This window comes from Haloarcula sp. JP-L23 (genome assembly GCF_011602445.1).
Lineage (GTDB): Archaea > Halobacteriota > Halobacteria > Halobacteriales > Haloarculaceae > Haloarcula > Haloarcula pellucida.
The window spans coordinates 296367-315178 of record NZ_CP050016.1; the positions used below are offsets into that span (position 1 = coordinate 296367).

The following is an 18812-nucleotide window of genomic DNA, read 5'->3' on the forward strand; positions in this document are numbered from 1 at the left end:
GGTTTTATCGGGCCACTGTTCGTCGAGAGCCAGTATGGTCGTCGTCGAGGAGGTCACGAAACTGAGCGAGCGCCGTACCCAAACCTCGTCCGAGGCGTTCCCGGACGATGCGCTGGCATCGATTCGGTCGGCCGTCGAGGCCGTCCCGGCAAGCGTCTTCGACGGCTCTCACCCCTAGAGTGTTGCGCCACCACGGGATGACGTCGATGGCACCATTCTACGGACGACTTCAATCGCTTTCGGCCCTCGTCGAGGATCACCTCCTCGTGTGGATTCTGCTCTCGGTCGGCCTCGGGCCCACCGTCACGGACCTTGCCGTCGTGACCGACTTCTCGACGGTCATTCTCGCGGTGATGATCGGGAGCATCTCGTTGACGCTCTCGGTTGAGCAGTTCAGCCAGATCGGCGGCCGGGCGGTCGCGCTCGTCCTGCTTGGTCACGCCGCGATGCCCGTTTTGGCGTTCGGCATCGCACGTGGCCTCGGCTGTCACCCGAGCTGACTGTGGGGTTCGTCGTTATCGGGGCTGTGACGCCGGAACTCGTAACGCCGGTGATGACCGAACTCGCAGGCGGCGATACAGCGCTCTCGACGACGGCCCTGGTGATCATCGGTGTCGGGAGTCTCGGATTCGTTCCCGCGGTCGTCACTGTGCTCGCTGGGGGCGTTACCGCTCCGACGCTGCCGATCGTCGAACAGCTCGTCGTGGCGGTCGTTGCGCCCATGTTGCTTGCCGTCGGTCTGCGAGCACGGTGGCCCGAGCGCGTCAGCGCGTATGGTGCCCATTACCCGGCCGTCTCTGCCACAATTGTGGTCCTGATCATCGGCGGTGTAACCGCCGCGAACGCCGCCGTCATCCGCTCGAATCTAGGGCTCTTGGGAAGTGTCATTGCAGGCGTTGTGGCCCTGAATGGGCTCGGATACGGCGTGGGATTTCTCGTGAGTCACCGTGCGGAGCGAGCCACTCGTATCGCGTCAGTTCTCTCCGTCGGGATGCGCGATTTCGCAGTTACGGCCGCACTTGTGATCGTGGCCGGCCTACCGACGATCACGTCGCTTCCCGCGGTCGTCATCGGCGTGGTCGAGATAACGACGAGCGCCGGGCTCGCGAAGTGGTACGACCGGACGGAGTGAGTCAGGCTTATTCGACGTCCAGCCGGTCGACGAACCCGTCCTGGAACATCTCCTTAGTCCCATCGGGTCCAGTGACGGTTAGGACCGTTTCCTCGTATGGGGGCGACACGGCGATCTCGTATTCGGCGAACGAACAGCACTGCAACTCGTTCGATGTGAACTCAGCGAGTGCTTCGAGTGACGCATCCGTTCCGTCGAAGCGAACGACGACGCCGTTCTCGTGTTCCTCGTACCCGAGGTAGTGATCGATGAGTGTTGCTTGGACGTCCGCTGGTCGGTTCGCTTCTTGTTCCTCAGTGAGCGTGCACGCGACCTCGCGCTTGGAGTCGTTCTGACTCATGATGCGTTCTTACTTTGAATGCGGAACTATTTATGCTGTCAACTCCGAAGTGTTGGACAAGGTCTGGTGAACGAAAGGTATGGCAGAAATCCCCGACTCAGCGACTGATACGACCGACTCGTCGCCTCCCGAACACGACTGCCTCTGTCCACTGGGCGGCGTGATGGACCTCCTCAGCCGCCGGTACGCGATGCAACTCGTCTGTGTGGTCGACGCGATCGGCCCAGCACGGTACGGCGACATCGAAGAGACGTTCGAGGAGGTGAGCAGTTCGACACTCTCGACGCGACTCGAGGAACTCGTCGACGCCGGCATCCTCTCCCGCGAGCAATATGACGAAATCCCGCCGCGGGTCGAGTACGAACTGACGGAGACCGGTGAAGAACTGGGCCAACGCCTCGAACCACTACTCACGTGGGCCGAAGAAATCGACGAGACGGAACTCGCTACTGGCCAGGAGTAAGGAGAGGTACCGTTACAGCGGGATCGTCACGTCGCGGATTATGAGCAGCCCCGCTGTGAAGGCGAAGAGGACCGCTGGAACGACAGTTTTCGATAGTGGGTCGCCAGTACGGACGTGCGTGGCCACTGCGCCCACCATCACGCTACTCAAGAGGATTCCACCCGCCACGGTAAACTCGGAGAGCCACACCAGGCCCGCGAGCAACGCGAGACCGGCGCCAATCTCGATGAGACCAGTGAGGATTCGGAACCACTGTGGGTATCCGAATCGCTGGAAGTCTTCGACCTGGTCCTCCTGATGAGTGACCTTCGCACCGCCAACGGCCACGCCCACAAGTCCGAGCAGACCTTGGGAACCGGCGAGCGCGATACTCTCCAGACTCATTGGGCACCCTCCGACGGAGCGGATGCTGTCAGTGCGGCGGCGATGGGAACACCGGCGTCGAGCGGAATACCGACCGTGGTGGCCGCCACGTCCTCCGCCCAGCGCTCGTAGTCCTCGCGAGTGTAGAACGCCTTTACGTACGGACAGACAGCGCCGTAGACATCCGGCGCGGAGGGCGTCTCGTCAGCGGGTACGTCGCTCTCAGTGGTCACCCCGAAGGACATGACCGCGTCTGATGGCGTGACATCGACACCGTCTCCGGGTGACGCCTGGATCTCGATCGGCTCCTCCGTGGGAGTTTCAGTTCGGATTTCGACGGGTTCATCCACGAGATGCGCGAGCGCGATCCCGTCGTAGAAACACCGGAAGTAGTAGGTCTCGCTCGCGGTCTTCGCGTAGTGTGAGGTCTCGCCGTCCACGTGACAGAGTTCGTCGATAGCGATCCCGTCCCCCTCGACCACTGCGCGGATCGCCGCTACCATGTCGTCGAACGTGTCAATCGAGGCGCCGAAGAACCGGCTCATGTTGTCTGCGACGGGGTTCGGGAATTCCGCGGTCTTCACCGGTCGTGCTTCGATCCAGCTGTCTGTTTCGGGAGTCTGTGCGTCCGTCTCGTCAACCTCGGGGTCGGCGCAATTGCAGTCTTGGTTTGACATGCGCCTATAGATCTATACTCGAAGTAATTATACTGTCAAGTCCGAAATATTGAATTCGCTTCGACCTTTCGAAGTTAGTTGCCGGGCTAGAACCGACTGGATTCTTGGACCCTTCCACCGAAAGACGCGTATGAACCGACCTGTCGAGGCCCTCTCAGGATCCAGAACGCAGAACCATGCCAGTGGCGTCTGACGCGTTTCTACCGGGCTACGTCCGATTCAGCGCCGCCAAGCGTTCGGTACCGGACCCAACTCAGATACAGGCCTCCGACGACGTCGCTCTCGAAACACTCCACGTACCCGGTCCCGACCCGCCGTTCGTGTTCATCCACGGCGGCCTTGGCTCACTGTGGAATCCCTATCCACAGCTCCACGGGTTCGCCGGGGAACGAGAGCTGGTGACGTACTCGCTGGCGGGCAACGGAAACTCGTCGAACCGCCCAACGCAATCCGTCGACGGACACGTCACCGACCTCCGGAACCTCCTCGACGAACTCAACATTGACCGTCCACTTCTCCACGGTCACAGCTACGGCACCGCGATCGCCATCGAGTACGCGAAACAGCACCCGACGAGCGGACTCGTGCTTCATGGTGGTGGTGACTACGACCTCACGCCGGCGTGGGAAAAGCCCCTGCTACGACTTTTCCTCGCCCTGCGTCTGTACAATTTTCCGTCGAACAAGGCCCTAATGCGTCGCCTCGCCTACAGCGTCGGCACACACGAAGACACCCCACAGGCAGTCATCGAGGACTTCCTAGAGTCGAATCCGATGCCACACAAGCGCTCGGCGTGGACGACCGTCACAGACGCGTTCTGGGGATACGACGGCCGCGACGACATGGACCACATCGAGTGCCCCACACTCGTCATCCACGGTCCTGCCGACGGGATTGTCCCGCTTGACGTGGCACGGAACACTGCCGGTCGGGTCCCCGATAGCGTGTTCTGCCGATTAGAGCGAACCGGGCATATCGGCATGATTGAGCGGCCCGCGACGTACAACGCACTGCTTCGAGCCGTCACGACGACTGTCGAGACAGGTCAACCGCTCGTGGATGCTGTGGAGGACACCACCAAGGAGGAGTGACGGACGGGACATCTGCCACCACAGCTGTCACCGAGCCGTAGTTTCAATATCGCCGCGTCGGTCTATCGTGTATGGAGACGGAACGGGCACCGGACGACGTATTCGCCCTCCTATCCGACGAAATTCGACTCGACATCCTCGAAACGATTGCACGTGCCCAAAGCGACGAGCGGAAAACGGGCGTGGCGGAGCTATCGTTCTCGGAGCTCTACGAGCGCGTCGACGTCGACAACACGTCCAAGCTGTCCTATCACCTTGGAGAGCTCACTGACGTTTTTCTCCGGAAGCGTGGGGATGGGTATGCGTTCACCCACGCCGGCGAGCAGATGGTGCGATTTATTCTCTCTGGGAATTACCGCTCCCCCGGGGACTTCGGCACTATCGAGACGGAGGGACTGTGTCTCTACTGCGGTGAAACCGCCCTCGAGGCGACATCACACGAGCAGTACTTCTTCATCCGCTGTGCAGACTGTGACCGGCCCGCCTTCTCGTACAGAGTCCGGCCCGCACAGGTCCAGGCTCGGACCGGGACTGACCTGATTGACTCCGTCATCTGGGAGCAGGCTGGCGACTTTGTCAAGATGCGACAGGGTGTCTGTCCGGACTGTGCGGGTCACCTCGAAACCGCGGTGATCGACGCTGAGAACGAATCCGTCCCAGATGCGGTTCCCGTGTCGTTCGCGACGCTCAGCGAGTGTCAGCAGTGCCTGCGGTTCCTGAGCGTCCCGTTGACTCACGCCGCGGTCTATCATCCGGAATCAGTTGCGTTCCACTGGGAGCACGGCGTGGATATCATGGGGACTGGGGTGTGGGAGTTCCATCAGTACCTCCACGATGGCCAGTGGACCGCAGAGCAGGTAGACACTGATCCCGTGGAGTATCGAGTCGAATTCCGGCGCGGGGAGACGTCACTTCGCCTGTATCTCGACGAGAGCGCGACCGTCACGCGGACCGAGCGCGTGCGCCGCAGGGAGCAAAGTGAACGGCGGAAGTGACAATGGGTTTTCAAAATTGCTGTTGAGGATAAGCGGCGTGGCTAGCTGTGATTCAGTAATATTGTCCCCTTACGACGGCTATTGACCTTCTATCGCTCAAACTGTATTTTGAAGCCAGTCTGGTAATATATCAAAACTTCGACAAATCTTATCCCCTATCAGCCACACCTCTCGAACGCGGACGACCGACCCCGAACCTATGACCACGACCGAAACGCCCGACGAAAGACGGCCGGACGAACAACTCGAAAACTACGTGGAAACACTCGCCGACGCCCACGGCGTCTCGGGATACACCAGAACCCCCGATGGAACCCTCATCTACGCGGCCTACGAGGACGGAACGTACGACCTATGGACGCCTAACGACCAACTCACCGACGCCACCGGCGACATCACGTCCCCAGAGTGGCTCCAGGGCCGCGAGTCGGTTCTCATCTACCGTGACGAAAACGGCGCTGAACAGTTCGACCTGCTGGAAGTCGATCCGGAGACTGGGTCGATCATGCCACTCCTAGACGACGAGTTCCTCAATTTCAAAGCCAGACAGCATCCCACGAACCCGAATCAGTTGGCGTTCGTCTCGAACCGTGATCGGTCGCTAGACCTGTACACACTCCACCTCGACGAGGGCACAGTCACGAAGCGCTCCGAGGCTGACGAGCCCGTGATGGGATACGCGTGGTCACCAGACGGACAGCGACTCGTCTACCAGGCCGGCACCTTCGAGGATTCGTCGCTCCGACTTGTCGATCTCGACCTCGGCCGCGACGACGCGTTCATCGATGAACCCGACTCTGAGCAGTCGTTCGCGTTCACCGACGATGGATACGGCGCGTGGTCCGAGAACGGGATCGTCTTCACGACCAACCACGAGACGGGCTACCGCGAACTCGCCGTGGCGGACGGCGACGGCGACTACGACCTCCGCTACGCGAACCATCGCGACAAGTACGACCCGCAGTGGACGACCGACGGCGATATCGTCTTCCTCGAGGCCCGCGGCGGCGACCGTCGCCTCTGCGTCCTCAGCGACGGTGATGTCACGACCGTCGAGCAGACCGGGATGAACATGGATGTCAAAGCCATTGACGGCGATATCTACTACAAGCACTGGAGTCCGGCAACTGCCGGCGATCTGCGCCGAGACGGGACAACCGTCGTCAAGGAAGGCCGCGTCGATGTCCAGACAGTCGTGCCCGATGAGGTTACCTACGAATCCTTCGACGGCCGGGACATCGCCGCACGACTCTACACCCCAGAAGACGAGCCACACGCCGCGATCATCAAGGCGCACGGCGGACCAGAGGCACAGCACTACAATCGTCTCGACATGGTCACGCAGACGCTCGTCCACGCCGGCTTCGAAGTCCTCGCCCCTGACTTCCGCGGGAGTCTCGGCTACGGCCGAGCGTTCCGGAAGGCCAGTGACGCTGATCTCGGTGGCGACGATCTCACGGACGTCGTCGCAGGTGCGGAGTACCTTCGCGATCGGGGGCGGACACAGGTCGGCATTCTGGGCGGGTCGTACGGCGGCTACATGGCGCTGATGGGCGTCGGCGCGACCGACGCCTTCGACATGGGCGCGAGCGTCTGTGGCGTCGTCAACTGGGAGACGACCGTCGAAGATGCCCGCCAGTACCTCGGCGACGTGCTCATACGGAAACTCGGCGGCACACCCGAGGAGAAGCCAGACCTGTACGAAGAGCGCTCGCCAATTTCACACGTCGACGACATCGACGTCCCCCTGCTCGTCGTCCAGGGAGCGAACGACCCGCGCGTCCCCGAGAGCGAGGCCGAACAGCTAGTCCCCTCGCTCACCGACCGGGACATCGATCACGAGTACCTCCTCTTCGAGGACGAAGGACACGGCGTCGAGCGAACGGAGAACCGGATCGAGTACATCACCCGCACGGTCGAATTCTTCCAATCACACACCTGAGGAACACCCATGACAGAACACCAACAGACGCAACACCATCACAACGACTCCCAATCGGGTATCGACACGACACCTCCATCGAATCGTTCGATGTCAGTCGCAGACATTCGGTCGGCGTATGCCAACTACGCTGACTGGATACACCGCTTCGAGTGGGCGGACCGTCTCTTCACAGGAAGATACCGACGCGACCGGTTCGGCAACGTGGACGGCCGCGTACTGGATGTCGCATGCGGGACGGGCACGAACTTCCGCCACCTTTCGGAGACAGCGGACCTCGTGGGCGTCGACATCAGTTCTGAGATGCTGGCGAAGGCCAGTGACACCCTCGCTGGACTCGAGGTGGACGGGACGCTCCGGCAGATGGACGCTCAGAATCTCGAGTTTACCGATGACAGTTTCGACGTGGTGATATCGTCGCTCTCGACGTGCACGTTCCCCGACCCCGTCGCCGCGCTCCAAGAGATGGTACGCGTCTGCAAGCCAGATGGCACCATCCGCCTCGTCGAACACGGACAGAGCGACAGCCGGCCGATAGCGTGGTATCAGGAACGGCGGGCAGACGCCCACTACGCGAGAATGGGCTGTCGATGGACACAAGAGCCACGTGAGGTCGTCACGGAATCCGGGCTGTCAGTACGAGATGTCAACACTGGTCTATTCGGCATCCTCACCACGTTTGAGATAGCGCCCCAGGGGGTGTGACACGATGGTCGAACTCAACGAAACCACGATCGGGATAGCATTCGCGGTACTCGGCGTTTTGGCGACACTCATCTGGTACGCGCTAGCCTGGTACGGTATCAGGACGTTTCAGGAATCCGAGATTCACTCAGAGAGAAGTCCAAAAGTTCCGACTAACGAACGCCGGGGGCAGTCTCAATTGAATCCCCACCGAATCAACCGTTCTAGCTTTTGATATCAATCGAGTTGAGAAAGCATACTCGCCTGTTGTAATGACCACAACGTAGAGTCTTTCCGCGCCGGCGAGCGGTGAGGCGCTTCCGATGGACCAACAGTTCAAACAGGGTTACCGGATGCATCGTGTGCTCAGCAATCTCAACCGGCTCGACGTCGACCGGTTGGACGACGCGGATCGAGAGCGAGTCGAGACCGCGAGAGACCTCCTGGAAGAGGTGAGCCTTCTCACGCGGCCGGGCGACGGAGCCGGGGCGGACGCCCAAGCAGACTCCTGACCGGCGTCACCAGCCACGTCGGAGAGCGCCTCTCGCGTCGGTTTATCGTCCCATAGAGGGGTTCGGGGGGTCGCCTCGCGAGGTCCAGATATGGCCACACTGCAAGCTGCGACGACGTCGACCGGCGCGATCGTATCGGATCCGCAGGCAGTCCGCGAGCTCTGTGAGAGCTACTGCTTCGGGACGCTCGACTGGGAGGTTACCGAAGACGGAGAGTTCACCATCTGGGGATTCGACGACTTCGAGGTGTACGAGGCGCGGGAGAACGGCCTCCCGGATTACGAGGGCGGCATCGTGACCCACGAATTCCTGCGAGAACTCGCCAACCACCTCGAAGCCGACGAAGAGTTCGATATCCAGACGGCAGGATTCACCAAGTGCCGCTTCCCCGTGCTGGCGAAGCGGTACGTCGTTCGCGACGGCGAAGTCCTCCACGCGGACCTCAGTTCCCCCGACCCGATCGACGAGTAGGGTTGTTCGTCCCCCCGGGAGGGGTGCGGGGCGATCCAGTCGCGGTCGCCCCGTGAGGTGATTGCTCGATGGGACACCGCGCACTCGTTGCGTATGAACGCACAGACGGACAGTACACGCTCCACTACAGCCACTGGGGTGCAGCGAACCTGAAGCTCAAGCATCGAATCTCGGCTGAGTCGCCGTTCGGTGGCGAAGACACCGACGCCACGTGGGCGAAACAGCTCCTCGCAGAGCTGGCCGATGGCCTCGAGGCAGATGCGGTCGACGGCTACCTCGCCGGCGAGGATCGACCGTCGACGGTCGTCGAGCCGAAGCCCCGCGCCACCGGGCTCACCCTCGACGAGATCGTTGCTGACCACCTCGACTATCTCCACCACGAGGCGTTCTTCGTGGTGTCGACGACGTTTGAGGTGACCGCCTATCTGACGCTGTGGTTCGGGCTACAGTACGACTCAGAGACGGTCGAACAGGGAGAGACGGTCGGGAACGGTGCGCTCGCGACGGTGCGCTGGTACGACGGCGAGCCGGTCGGCGACGGCCACCTACAGGGACAGTTCGCGGCCCTCAAAGACGTCGTCGACGACGCGCAGGCCAGCGCGGAGTTCCAGGAGTGGCTTGACGTCCAGAGTCGCTTCCACGACTACTCCTACCGGAACACGCTCCTCATCAAGCGGCAGTGTCCCGAGGCGAGCCGGGTGGCGGGCTACCGGACGTGGCAGGAGGAGTTCGACCGCCACGTCACGGAAGGCGAGTCGGCCATCTGGATCTGGGCGCCGATCATCACCACGCAGTGCCCGGAGTGCGAGAACTCGCCGAGCTACCACGAGCAAAGCGACTGTGACTACGACAAGACACCGGCCGAGGAGTGGTCCGAAGGACTGGTTGGATTCAAACCAACGGCAGTATTCGATGTGTCTCAAACCGAGGGCGAACCGCTCCCCGAGCTGGAAACCGAGGCCACAGGTAACGCCGACGACCTGGTGCCAGCTCTCCTTGATGCGGCAACTACTCTCGATATCGACGTCCGTGTCGTCGACGCTGCTGAGTGGGAGCATGGCGACGCAAAAGGCGTCTGCAAACACCGGAATCTCCATGAGTGCCAACCTGTCGTCGAAGCGAAAGCCCGCTCGAATCAGGCCGATCTCGCCGTGACGCTGATTCACGAGTACGCCCACGCACTGCTCCATTTCGATGTCGACGACGAACCCGAGCGTGCAAAACGCGAGATCGAAGCCGAAGCCGTTGCGTACATCGTCGGGCGGTATTTCGACCTAGATACGAGCGGATCAGCGTTCTATCTTGCCGCGTGGCAGGACGACGATGCGGAGAGCATTCAGGAGCGACTCGGCCGGATCAGTTCGACCGCGCAGGAGATCATCGGGACGGTCGTCGAGGGCTGAACACGCCTTCCCCGTCTGTCAACCAACGCCTGGGGGTACTTTGTCCACACTGTTGGTTAATTCGTTCGGCGTCCGACCCTGCGTGTTTCGATCAGTCCCAAGACATACCCCACCGACAGTCGATGTTATGATTCAGAATCGATTCGGCGCTGCTGGTCACGAAGGAACTCAACGGCGGCATCGATATCCTGTTCGGGAACCGTTTGCTGTTCGAAGACACCTTTGAATGCGTCCGCGAAATCCTCCGACGTGAGTCGGTCGAGGACAGTATCGATGCGACCAGCGAGCTTCGCGGACTCCCCGCGATGCAGATGGGTCGCGATCCGGTCGAAATCCGCGCCAGCAGCCAGCACCACCAGATCCCGGGAGTCTGCCTTGCGGCCACTGTGAAGTTTCACGGCAAATAGCAACTCCCGTTCCGGAATCCTGGCTGTTACCGGGCGGCCGGTTCGCAGTTCCTCGGTGACAGAGTGCTGGGCCAGATAGCGATACGACCATTCAGCTTCCGTCTGGCGGCAGCCCAGTGCGTCGACCATCGCGTCGAACTGAACCGGATTCCCGATGTCTTTCGTAAACCGGATAGTACGGCCCTCGTAGAGCTCGTTTCGCTCGACATCGGCCGTTTTCTCGTAGCCGCGGTCGGTGAGAAGATCGGTGTAGTCGTCGACCGCTTGTGCCGGAATGACGACATCGACGTCCGTGGTGAAGCGTTGATTGAACGCCGCGATCGCCCACCCACCGACGAGCACGTACGGCAGGTCAGCGTCAATGACTGCCTCCAGGGTATCCAGCAATTCGTTTTCGCGTTCACCGAGGCTCATGCGTTCAAACGCGGATCCTCGTGGGACGCGTCGATATCGCGGTCATACTCATCAGCGATCATCTCCAATGCCGGCTCGTAGTTTACCCGGTACTCCAACATGTGCTCGATTGCCTCGTCCAACGGGATCACCGGATTGCCGTCAACCCACTCGCGAGTGATCTCCCCACTCGTCGGGAACAACACGTACGAGACGGTCGCGTCGTAGTCGGTCGCATCCGGCCGCTCTTCGATCCGGCTCGGAATCCCGAACTCATCAAAGAACGCCGTCCACTGGTCGACATCCCGGTCGGCAACCTGGATGAAGATCGGATAGTCGTCGTGGCCGCGGGCGATCTGATAGCCGCCGTGGGTCCAGACGTAGACGCCGTCGATTTTCGTGTACGCAAAGGGCATCCCGGCGAAGTGCGGAATGACGTAGCCGTCGTCGATCGAGGGGGGAACAGCGCGAGAGATGGCCGCGACGAGATCGTAGTAGCGATCCCTGACAGCGTAATTCTCGATGTAGACGCCGTCCTCACGTCGGATGAAGCCTGCGTCCTCCAACCGCTCAATCCAGTCGTAGACCCACGAGTAGGAGCCGTCGATCTTCTGGGCGATTCGACGGATCGAGTCGCCCGGCCGGGCCGCGACCATGATCTTCGCCGCGGTCTCGTCGACGTACTCCATCATCGCTAGTTATCGGTATCGCATCTAACTGTATTAGTCTTGTCCCCCGTATTCCCTATAGAGTTATATCTATACAGATATACTATTCTTGGCTCCGGTAATCCGATCCGGCTCAGCATTTGAGCAGAGATGAATTAACCAACAGAGGATACGACTGATCGCTATTCGTTGGTTAAGTCTATCAGCGCCCGCCGAGGGGCGGAGGCGCAGTCCCGTCTCCACGAACCATGACCGACCGATATCTAACGACCGTTCTCGACGAGGCAGAGCGAGTCGCAGAGCACCACGAGCAGGTCGCCCAATCATCAGACAATCCGAATCACGAGTATCTCCGGTACGCCGTCCTTCGGCTGCTCGAAGACGAGGCTAACGAAACATCGGTGGAGATACCGCAAATTGACGGCGTGACTGTCGGATACGGGGAGGACAAGGCGATGTACGAGAGCTGGGACGACGACGTCGAGTGGTGGGAGACGGTTCCGCCGCAGGCGGAGTGTACTCGCTTCCGGATGTTCTACCCCGACGAGTACGAGGCTGTTCCGCGAGTCATCGTCGACGTGATGGCAACACTCGGGGCGTGGCGTGTCTGGACTGGGAGCGCTGCCGCCTGTGGCTCCTACGATCATCGCGAGCGGCGGGAAGTCCACTACCTGTGGCCGGAGGGCCATCCGGTCGAAACCCTACTTGTGGATCGTCTCCAGGGTCCCAAGGCTGCGGTTGCTCCAGACGGCGGCCGCACCGGTGACGTGCGTGATCGGATGGTCGTCACGGAGCACCCGACCCAGCATGACGATCTCGAGCCGCGAACCAGCCGTGCCATCGACGAAGCAATGGCCGTCTCGCTGCTCGAAAAGGGTGGCCGGTACGAGGTCCGATCGGCGTCGGGAAACTGGTACGAAGTCGACGTGATCACCGAATCGTGTACGTGTCCAGACTGGCAGAAGCGTACGCCCGAGGGCGGCTGTAAACACCTCCGGCGAGTCGATCATGAGATCAAGCAGGGACGAGTCCCACGACCTGATGGGCGCCTTCCCTCGAAATCGTAGCGTCACTGGTCCTCGGGTAGTTTAGTCCAGAGTAAACTACTTTGCCGCTCTCGGTTGAACGCAGAAATATGGATAACAAGTTGGGTAACGGAACCGAATCGGCAACGCGGGATCGCGTCCATTTCGTGACCCAGCAGACGCGGTTTTCGCTCATCAGCGATATTCTCGGTCATCCGCAGCAGCTCCCCTCGATGTGCGAACTAGAGGAACTCAACCCAAGCATCAGCGAAGCCACGGTTTACAACCACATTCAGAAACTCATTGACGCCGGGATCGTCACGGAGGTTGCACTCGACAATGGGGAGCACCGGCAGGGCTACCCTTGGAAGTTCTACGGCCTTACCGACGAGGGACGGGAATTCCTCGAGGAGCATAATCTGCTCGCGGCCGAGGCGACGCTCCAGCAGATCTACGACACCATCTCCGACAAGCCAGAGAAGATGGTCAAGTACGAGAACGCTCCTCGTCCCGATACGAATTGACATCCTCCCGCACCTGAAGACGCGGGAATCCCAAGCGTTGGGATATTAGGGTTTGCAGTCTCCCTGTTCTCTCGTTTTGAACGACCCACTCTCGCGGTCGAACAGGAAGACTCCGGGCTGTGCCAAACAGCCGTTACTCATATCCCCCGTTGGGGGACTCTGAGTTATCCTTCTGCGAGTGTTCACCGCACCGTTCACGTCCGCGTTCATCGTCGTCTCGCACGACGAACAGACGTACAGACCGCGTTCCACGCGATTCGAGTTGCGAATCTGCCCGCAGCACGAACAAGTCTTACTCGTGTTCTCTTCGTCTACGCGGTCAACGAGGATGCCGTGTTCCTCGGCCTTGTATTCGAGGAGCCGGGCGAATCGGTCGAACTCCCATCCGTGGAGTTTCTTGTTCCCTGACGTACCCCAGTTCCGAGGCTCGCCGGTCCCATCCTCGCGGATGTGGCTGAGGTCGCCAACCGCTATCTTCTCCACGTCTTCTTCCACACACCGCTCAACGATGTGTTTCGAGAGCGTGTGGAGGAAGTGGTCTTTGCGCCGAGAGAGTTTCTGCCGAGCTTTACGCGCACGCTTTGACGGGCCGTTCTCGCCTTCGGTCTGGTACTCCTCGCGGGTGAAGTAGTGCTTATCCTCTTTCAGCACGTTCCCCGGATACAGTTCGCTCGTGCCATCTTCGTAGTCGATGGCGAGGTAGTTGCTGATCCCGAGGTCGATACCAGCCGTGTTATCTCCGGGTGCATCTTCGACTGGAATCTCTTTTTTACAGACGAGGTGTAGCTCCCACTCGCCTCCGTTCCAGACCGCACGCACCTGCTGGATGTTCTCAACTTCTACGTCGGGGCGGGTTTCGTACTCCGCGAGGATGAAGTCAGACCGACTCTCTTTCAGGTTGAACCCTTTCGAGAGGCGAATTTGGCCGTGTTTGTCGTCGTGTTTGATGGCTCGTTTCTTCCACGTGACGGTGGAGCGCGGGTGGTCGTCGCCACGTTTCCGGTAGCCCGGTGGGTTGTTACCTCGTCGGAGTTGTACCAGCCCGTGAACGCTTCAGCAAGTTCTTCGAGAACTCGCTGACTTGACTGAGAATGCAGGTCACTGTAGCGTTCATGGTCCTTCAACTCCGATTTCAGTTCGGCTTCGTCTGGTATCTCGCCGTCTTCGTCCCACCGTTGTTGGATGTAGTATCGTCCGACGTTCCACAGTTTAGATGCCGAGAACCCGCACTGGTCGAGGTCGTCACGAACCTGTTCATGGTTCGTAATGCATGCGACGTAGGTGCGGGTCGTTTCCAGCATCTTTCTGCAGTACATAACTAGTTATGAGTAGATATATTAAAATCAACGACCGGCGTTGAATATCCGGCTGGAGTGTCTTCGGTGGATTGTCGGTCAGAGTGTCGGATTCATCCCGCGCCTTTAGGCGCAGGTATTCTCCTTGCTCGTCATAAGCACGTGTTCGATGTGTAGTGTGGCGGCACACTAGGTTTTTCACAGCCCGTCACATACCGGGAGGTATGAGCAGCGACAGAATCGACGCCGAAAGCAAGGTGTCTGGAAACCAGGCAAACATCCCCGCCCGGATTCGGCGTGAGCTCAATATCGACGATGGAGATCAGCTCCGTTGGCATCTTGAAGATGACGGGAGCATTCGAGTCCACGTCATCCAACAGCAAACGGGCACGTTCGCCGACTTCGACGGCTACGCTGGTGAGGAGCCAACCGATGTCACGAGCGATCACGACGCCTGGGGCGTCGACGTCGAGTAAATGCCTCGTGCACTGATCGATACGACAGTCCTCTTTGCCGCCGCATACCGGCGGGATGGATCCCACGATGCCGCGCTTCCCGTGCTCCAGGGCATCGACAATGGAACGCTCCCGGAGGCAGTCATCCTCGACTACGTACTCGCTGAAACGCTCAACGGCCTCACGACCCACGCCGGCCACGACGCAGCCGTCGATCTCCTCGATCGAATCGAAGAAAACGCCCGCTTCCACATCGACTCACTCACTACCGACGCCCTCGCGACAGGGAAGGCCATCTTTCGTCAACACGAACCGCTCTCCTTCGTTGATGCCTGCATTGTCGCGTATATGCAAACCGAGGGACTCGGCTACCTGTATGCGTTTGACGACGATTTTGACGCCATCGAGGATGTCTATCGGCTCGAGACAGCAACGAATCCCTACAACCCGAACTGACGCTGGCAGACGCCACGGCCGGCGACGAAGTTCGGTCTCAGGATAGTCGCACCTCGTAGTCAGCCGCCAGCTCCTGGAACTCGTCCCATTTCGGGAGTCGGTCGTCGTCGACCTCGCCGTGCGTCTCGAGGTAGCAGAGCAAGGCGTCGATTTCGTCTTCGAGGCCATACTTCGCCGCCTGCTCTCGGAGATTCTCCTCGTCGACGTCGACGTGGCTGAGCAGGAGGAGACAATACGAGCGGTGGCGGCTGCCGTCGTCGATCAAGAGGGTGTGACAGCAGAGCTCCGCCGGCGAGACTGCGTTGAGCTCCTCGGAGTAGACGTAGTAGCGGTGGCCGGTGAGCAGGAACTGGAGGTCGAAGGCCGCGAACCGAGCGAGGCCGGTTTCGTGGAACTCCTCTGCGTCGATCTCCGTCTCGGCCTGGGCGAGGAATTCATCGTAGTCCTCCCAGAGAATCGTGCCCTTCGGGGCGACGGCTTCGAGGCGCTGGCGATGCAGATGGTGTGCAAGTTCACGTGCGAACGCGTGGAGGCGGTCGAAGTCGGCGTTGAACTCGTAGTGGCCGTCGTCCGTCCCGACGAGCCCGCGGTCGCGAAGCCGCTTGAGGATGCGGTTGACCGTGTTGCGGTAGTTCTCGCTCCGGTCGGCGATCTCGGAGACAGTTCGCGGTTCGTCGATGTAGTACAGCACCTCGAGTGCCTTGCCGGTCAGCAGCTCGGGGAAGTCGATGTGGGAGTGCTGGCGGACGAGGTCCTGGTAGAGTTCGACGGCGCGAGCATCCGATGGGACGACTCGTTTTCGGCGGCCGTCGCGTTCCGTGTAGACGAGCCCCTTCTCGACGAGGTCGGCGACGGCACGGGAGAGGTAGCTCTCGCTGTGGTCGAGCTTCGTCGCCAGCTCGGAGATCGTGTCGCCGCGGTCGACCGTGGCGAGGACCTCGAGTTCGATGCCCCGGAGCACGGTGTAACATAGTACGAAACTCATATATAAAAAAGTTTCGAGTAGTGTTACAGCCAGCAATCACGAGAACTGTCTCCATCGTCTTAACCAACAAAACTATGGATTCGTGGGCCGTGTTGGTTAACACGAGAGTAGCCGATGTCCTACGAACCCCCGACCCCACCGGCGAACCTCCCGACGGAGATTGTCAACACGCTCAACGAGTCGGACCCGGAGCAGCTCCGAGACGTTGCTACGTACGCTGAAGCGCTAGCCGAGCACAAGGAACGTGAGGTCCGTCTCGAGGAGTCGGCAGACCAGGAAGAAATCGAGGAGCGACCAGACGACCTCCCGGACGACGTCCCTGCCAAAGCAACGATCACGATCAAGGAGATCAACGACAATCGCTACTACTACTGGCAGTGGAGGGAAGGCGACAAGGTGACCTCCAAATACAAAGGCCCAGTCAATCCAGACGAATGAACTCGAATAGGAGGACACCCCCCTTTTTCGAGTTGTAAATGGGAGAGGGTACGGAGACGGCACATCACATACAATAGAACATCGGATCTCTAAGGTCAGCCACCCCCCGTTTTCGAGTAGTAACGAGAAATTCCGATGGGTGACACCCCTCCCCCCATTTTCGAGCTGTAACGTACCACCCGAGCCGCGAACACCCCCCGTTTTCGAGTAGTAAGCGCGGGGCGGATCTGAGCGAGATTAGTTCTTGCTCCGGAACTGCTTCATCCGTTCGCGGACAACCGCGCTGATAGTCGCCTCTTCGTGAGCTAGATCTTCGAACCGGGAATCCTCACGAATCGTCTCCATGATCGTTTCCGGATCCTCGGAGAGGGAGAAATACATATGCACTCCTCGGCCTCGCCCCTTGCCCCGACGCTCGAAGTCCAATACACCGTACGTACTCTGCTCTGTGACGTGGTTGACGAACGTCTCGCGACTGTACTGGTCCGTATCCATCGTATCAGCAATAAATTGGTACGTCTTGAACGCAGGTCCAGCAGGTATCCACTCAGGATATTCTCTTGCGTAGTGGGCAGTGGCCGCCACAGCGTAGATGGAGAGTTTCTTTTGAGTGGAGATCCCGTTAATATGGCGAAGTTTGCGATTTTCGGTGTATTTCTCCTGGGCTTCACGGACATCAGTCTCGGTAACTGTGTCAGCTCCGCTCCGCTCGGTTAACTCGCCAGCCCATCTGAGGAGATCTATTGCTTTCCGTGCATCTCCATGCGTTTGGGAGCCGAATGCAGCAACAAGCGGAACGACGTCATCTGCGAGTGATTCCGGCTTGAAGGCGTCTCGTCGATTGTGGAGAATACTACGGAGTTGGTTCGCATCGTAATCGTCGAAGAAGATGTCATCAGGATTGTAGGAACTCTGTGCGCGGCTGTTGAGGTCCTTCATGAAATCAGCGTAGTTCGTGATAGTCGTGAGCGAAATCGGGCCGTCAAAATCGGCGAGTTTTCGAGCCCGTGAAAGCTGGTAGATGAGAGAATTGTACTCTGCCTCCTGATACGGCCCCTCGAGCATATCGATCTCATCGAGGATGAAGATGACACCGTCGTAGTACTCTCGCATCAGTTCGTACAGTCGCTCGAGCTTCTGATCCGTTGAGACACCGGTTTGAGGAACACCAGGTTCGACACCGAGGTCGTCGGCAGCAGCTTTAACTAGCCGATAGACAGCCCGATCTGCAGTCTTCGGTCCCTCGCAGTTGATAGAGAGGACTCCGAAGGTCTTGCCTTGTGACTCACACAGTTCGACAATCTGTTTGCAGACTGCATGAATGATGAGCGATTTCCCCGTTCCAGATGGCCCGCTCAGGAGCATATCGGGGATTCCCTCATTCTGGAGGACCGGTTTTAGGTTGTCGACGACACGGCCCAACTGGTCATCACGGCCAACGATACGATCCTCGTCGATGATAGTATCTGACCGAACGAGGTCCTTGTTCGCAAAAACGCCCCCGGACGACTCGGTTTGTAACCGATCTCGAATTGAGATGCCCCCACCGTCGCCGTTGGTCGCTTGTTGAGACGAATCAACTGGATCCGAGCCGTTCTCGAAAGTCGTTTGTGACGTACCGGGCGAATCTCCATCCTCACCCGTCGATCCAGGGGTTTCAGGATCAACAGAAGAGGATTCACGATCCTCCTCATCTTCCGGATGATTCGATCCTGCTCTACATCCCTCTCGTCCCATTATGAACCCTATCGAACTCCGGGTATAAAAATATGGGCCCTTTTAGAGATGTAACCACTCGAAAACAGGCTATCTAACGACTATATCCCTGTATTCTCGAAATGGTCCAGGTACCGTCTTCGGAATCTATCAGCCTCCGTTGTCGAGTTGTAATCGGTCGCCAGGAATCTCTATCATCGAAATTCCTTGATGATCCACACCCCCCTTTTTCGAGTTGTAAGCCTTCGAGGAGCGGTAACATACCTGGTCCGGTTTTCCCACCCGCCCCATTTTCGAGTTGTAAGTAACGGTGAGTCGTACTGAGTATAGAAGCAAATCTGTACCATCTGGATTTTGCGAATGATGCTCAGGGTGAA

At 59.4% G+C, this 18812-nt stretch carries 23 protein-coding genes and 1 pseudogene; 16 read left to right on the forward strand and 8 right to left on the reverse strand.

The annotated features are described in order from the left end of the window. Positions 1-34: 34 nt before the first annotated feature. The 3 genes from G9465_RS22700 to G9465_RS22705 are packed head-to-tail and all read left to right on the forward strand — an operon-like array spanning position 35 to position 1132. A complete protein-coding gene (locus tag G9465_RS22700) occupies positions 35-178 on the forward strand; it encodes a hypothetical protein (RefSeq protein ID WP_166974322.1) in 144 nt (47 codons plus the stop codon). Positions 179-206: 28 nt separating this feature from the next. Then, positions 207-500 (forward strand): hypothetical protein, encoded by a 294-nt coding sequence (locus G9465_RS26350; RefSeq protein ID WP_349674918.1) that lies wholly within the window; start codon positions 207-209, stop codon positions 498-500. Positions 501-502: 2 nt separating this feature from the next. Continuing rightward, positions 503-1132 (forward strand): Na+-dependent transporter, encoded by a 630-nt coding sequence (locus tag G9465_RS22705; protein WP_349674919.1) that lies wholly within the window; start codon positions 503-505, stop codon positions 1130-1132. A 7-nt stretch (positions 1133-1139) separates the two neighbouring features. Here the strand turns inward: G9465_RS22705 and G9465_RS22710 are convergent, their stop codons facing one another. After that, entirely contained in the window at positions 1140-1472 is a 333-nt protein-coding gene (locus G9465_RS22710) for a Zn-dependent oxidoreductase (protein WP_166974942.1), read from the reverse strand. A gap of 79 nt (positions 1473-1551) precedes the next feature. Between G9465_RS22710 and G9465_RS22715 the strand changes: the two genes are divergently transcribed. Then, positions 1552-1935, forward strand: coding sequence for a helix-turn-helix domain-containing protein (locus G9465_RS22715; protein ID WP_227015830.1), 384 nt, complete (start codon positions 1552-1554; stop codon positions 1933-1935). A gap of 12 nt (positions 1936-1947) precedes the next feature. Here G9465_RS22715 and G9465_RS22720 read toward each other — a convergent pair whose 3' ends face one another. Beyond that, entirely contained in the window at positions 1948-2319 is a 372-nt protein-coding gene (locus tag G9465_RS22720) for a DoxX family protein (RefSeq protein WP_166974945.1), read from the reverse strand. Then, positions 2316-2843: an organomercurial lyase gene (gene merB / locus G9465_RS22725; RefSeq protein ID WP_166974947.1), complete on the reverse strand. Its 528-nt coding sequence runs from the start codon at positions 2841-2843 to the stop codon at positions 2316-2318. The genes G9465_RS22720 and merB overlap by 4 nt, the downstream gene beginning before the upstream one ends. A gap of 308 nt (positions 2844-3151) precedes the next feature. Between merB and G9465_RS22730 the strand changes: the two genes are divergently transcribed. From G9465_RS22730 to G9465_RS25440, 7 genes are all read left to right on the forward strand, one after another. Further along, positions 3152-4066 carry an alpha/beta fold hydrolase gene (locus G9465_RS22730; protein WP_166974949.1) on the forward strand — a complete coding sequence of 305 codons (915 nt, stop codon included), beginning with the start codon at positions 3152-3154 and terminating at the stop codon, positions 4064-4066. Between the two features lie 71 nt (positions 4067-4137). Continuing rightward, entirely contained in the window at positions 4138-5061 is a 924-nt protein-coding gene (locus G9465_RS22735; protein WP_166974952.1) for a helix-turn-helix transcriptional regulator, read from the forward strand. 199 nt (positions 5062-5260) lie between these two features. Continuing rightward, on the forward strand, positions 5261-7003 hold the full coding sequence (locus tag G9465_RS22740) for a prolyl oligopeptidase family serine peptidase (RefSeq protein ID WP_166974954.1): 1743 nt from the start codon (positions 5261-5263) through the stop codon (positions 7001-7003). A 90-nt stretch (positions 7004-7093) separates the two neighbouring features. After that, positions 7094-7708, forward strand: a complete 615-nt coding sequence (locus tag G9465_RS22745) for a class I SAM-dependent methyltransferase (protein ID WP_166974956.1) — start codon at positions 7094-7096, stop codon at positions 7706-7708. Positions 7709-8010: 302 nt separating this feature from the next. Continuing rightward, entirely contained in the window at positions 8011-8199 is a 189-nt protein-coding gene (locus G9465_RS22750; RefSeq protein ID WP_166974959.1) for a hypothetical protein, read from the forward strand. A gap of 90 nt (positions 8200-8289) precedes the next feature. Beyond that, positions 8290-8670, forward strand: a complete 381-nt coding sequence (locus G9465_RS22755; protein ID WP_166974961.1) for a hypothetical protein — start codon at positions 8290-8292, stop codon at positions 8668-8670. A 68-nt stretch (positions 8671-8738) separates the two neighbouring features. Next, the gene (locus tag G9465_RS25440) at positions 8739-10073 is read left to right on the forward strand and encodes a DUF6735 family protein (RefSeq protein ID WP_166974965.1); all 1335 of its coding nucleotides are present in this window, start codon (positions 8739-8741) and stop codon (positions 10071-10073) included. Positions 10074-10198: 125 nt separating this feature from the next. On the opposite strand, the gene G9465_RS22765 is transcribed toward G9465_RS25440, so the two are convergent. Further along, positions 10199-10894: a nucleotidyltransferase domain-containing protein gene (locus G9465_RS22765; RefSeq protein WP_166974967.1), complete on the reverse strand. Its 696-nt coding sequence runs from the start codon at positions 10892-10894 to the stop codon at positions 10199-10201. Further along, positions 10891-11562, reverse strand: coding sequence for a helix-turn-helix domain-containing protein (locus G9465_RS22770; protein ID WP_166974969.1), 672 nt, complete (start codon positions 11560-11562; stop codon positions 10891-10893). Before G9465_RS22770 ends, G9465_RS22765 begins: the two co-directional genes overlap by 4 nt. A 227-nt stretch (positions 11563-11789) precedes the next feature. Between G9465_RS22770 and G9465_RS22775 the strand changes: the two genes are divergently transcribed. Together G9465_RS22775 and G9465_RS22780 are read left to right on the forward strand one after the other, a co-directional pair. Next, positions 11790-12608 carry a hypothetical protein gene (locus G9465_RS22775; RefSeq protein ID WP_166974972.1) on the forward strand — a complete coding sequence of 273 codons (819 nt, stop codon included), beginning with the start codon at positions 11790-11792 and terminating at the stop codon, positions 12606-12608. Positions 12609-12676: 68 nt separating this feature from the next. Beyond that, on the forward strand, positions 12677-13090 hold the full coding sequence (locus G9465_RS22780) for a MarR family transcriptional regulator (RefSeq protein WP_166974974.1): 414 nt from the start codon (positions 12677-12679) through the stop codon (positions 13088-13090). A 45-nt stretch (positions 13091-13135) separates the two neighbouring features. Here G9465_RS22780 and G9465_RS22785 read toward each other — a convergent pair. Next, positions 13136-14391 (reverse strand): annotated as a pseudogene (locus tag G9465_RS22785) (RNA-guided endonuclease InsQ/TnpB family protein). A gap of 218 nt (positions 14392-14609) precedes the next feature. Between G9465_RS22785 and G9465_RS22790 the strand changes: the two are divergent. Further along, positions 14610-14861 carry an AbrB/MazE/SpoVT family DNA-binding domain-containing protein gene (locus G9465_RS22790; RefSeq protein ID WP_008524573.1) on the forward strand — a complete coding sequence of 84 codons (252 nt, stop codon included), beginning with the start codon at positions 14610-14612 and terminating at the stop codon, positions 14859-14861. Then, positions 14862-15296, forward strand: a complete 435-nt coding sequence (locus tag G9465_RS22795; protein ID WP_166974977.1) for a PIN domain-containing protein — start codon at positions 14862-14864, stop codon at positions 15294-15296. A gap of 37 nt (positions 15297-15333) precedes the next feature. On the opposite strand, the gene G9465_RS22800 is transcribed toward G9465_RS22795, so the two are convergent. After that, entirely contained in the window at positions 15334-16257 is a 924-nt protein-coding gene (locus G9465_RS22800) for a MarR family transcriptional regulator (protein ID WP_166975210.1), read from the reverse strand. 138 nt (positions 16258-16395) lie between these two features. Here G9465_RS22800 and G9465_RS22805 point away from each other — a divergent pair, with 138 nt between their 5' ends. After that, positions 16396-16719 carry a hypothetical protein gene (locus G9465_RS22805; RefSeq protein WP_166974979.1) on the forward strand — a complete coding sequence of 108 codons (324 nt, stop codon included), beginning with the start codon at positions 16396-16398 and terminating at the stop codon, positions 16717-16719. Between the two features lie 237 nt (positions 16720-16956). On the opposite strand, the gene G9465_RS22810 is transcribed toward G9465_RS22805, so the two are convergent. Then, entirely contained in the window at positions 16957-18456 is a 1500-nt protein-coding gene (locus G9465_RS22810) for a Cdc6/Cdc18 family protein (protein WP_166974982.1), read from the reverse strand. Between the last annotated feature and the right edge of the window lie 356 nt (positions 18457-18812).

What these genes read in the sequence shown, in the direction of transcription:
- G9465_RS22745 (WP_166974956.1), top strand. Translation starts at nt 7,094, where the DNA reads ATGTCAGTCGCAGACATTCGGTCGGCGTATGCCAACTACGCTGACTGG.
- G9465_RS26350 (WP_349674918.1), top strand. Translation starts at nt 207, where the DNA reads ATGGCACCATTCTACGGACGACTTCAATCGCTTTCGGCCCTCGTCGAG.
- G9465_RS22715 (WP_227015830.1), top strand. Translation starts at nt 1,552, where the DNA reads ATGGCAGAAATCCCCGACTCAGCGACTGATACGACCGACTCGTCGCCT.
- G9465_RS22775 (WP_166974972.1), top strand. Translation starts at nt 11,790, where the DNA reads ATGACCGACCGATATCTAACGACCGTTCTCGACGAGGCAGAGCGAGTC.
- G9465_RS22735 (WP_166974952.1), top strand. Translation starts at nt 4,138, where the DNA reads ATGGAGACGGAACGGGCACCGGACGACGTATTCGCCCTCCTATCCGAC.
- G9465_RS22810 (WP_166974982.1), bottom strand. Translation starts at nt 18,456, where the DNA reads ATGGGACGAGAGGGATGTAGAGCAGGATCGAATCATCCGGAAGATGAG.
- G9465_RS22710 (WP_166974942.1), bottom strand. Translation starts at nt 1,472, where the DNA reads ATGAGTCAGAACGACTCCAAGCGCGAGGTCGCGTGCACGCTCACTGAG.
- G9465_RS22780 (WP_166974974.1), top strand. Translation starts at nt 12,677, where the DNA reads ATGGATAACAAGTTGGGTAACGGAACCGAATCGGCAACGCGGGATCGC.
- G9465_RS22805 (WP_166974979.1), top strand. Translation starts at nt 16,396, where the DNA reads ATGTCCTACGAACCCCCGACCCCACCGGCGAACCTCCCGACGGAGATT.
- G9465_RS25440 (WP_166974965.1), top strand. Translation starts at nt 8,739, where the DNA reads ATGGGACACCGCGCACTCGTTGCGTATGAACGCACAGACGGACAGTAC.
- G9465_RS22700 (WP_166974322.1), top strand. Translation starts at nt 35, where the DNA reads ATGGTCGTCGTCGAGGAGGTCACGAAACTGAGCGAGCGCCGTACCCAA.
- G9465_RS22720 (WP_166974945.1), bottom strand. Translation starts at nt 2,319, where the DNA reads ATGAGTCTGGAGAGTATCGCGCTCGCCGGTTCCCAAGGTCTGCTCGGA.
- G9465_RS22770 (WP_166974969.1), bottom strand. Translation starts at nt 11,562, where the DNA reads ATGGAGTACGTCGACGAGACCGCGGCGAAGATCATGGTCGCGGCCCGG.
- G9465_RS22755 (WP_166974961.1), top strand. Translation starts at nt 8,290, where the DNA reads ATGGCCACACTGCAAGCTGCGACGACGTCGACCGGCGCGATCGTATCG.
- G9465_RS22750 (WP_166974959.1), top strand. Translation starts at nt 8,011, where the DNA reads ATGGACCAACAGTTCAAACAGGGTTACCGGATGCATCGTGTGCTCAGC.
- G9465_RS22765 (WP_166974967.1), bottom strand. Translation starts at nt 10,894, where the DNA reads ATGAGCCTCGGTGAACGCGAAAACGAATTGCTGGATACCCTGGAGGCA.
- G9465_RS22740 (WP_166974954.1), top strand. Translation starts at nt 5,261, where the DNA reads ATGACCACGACCGAAACGCCCGACGAAAGACGGCCGGACGAACAACTC.
- merB (WP_166974947.1), bottom strand. Translation starts at nt 2,843, where the DNA reads ATGAGCCGGTTCTTCGGCGCCTCGATTGACACGTTCGACGACATGGTA.
- G9465_RS22790 (WP_008524573.1), top strand. Translation starts at nt 14,610, where the DNA reads ATGAGCAGCGACAGAATCGACGCCGAAAGCAAGGTGTCTGGAAACCAG.
- G9465_RS22795 (WP_166974977.1), top strand. Translation starts at nt 14,862, where the DNA reads ATGCCTCGTGCACTGATCGATACGACAGTCCTCTTTGCCGCCGCATAC.
- G9465_RS22730 (WP_166974949.1), top strand. Translation starts at nt 3,152, where the DNA reads ATGCCAGTGGCGTCTGACGCGTTTCTACCGGGCTACGTCCGATTCAGC.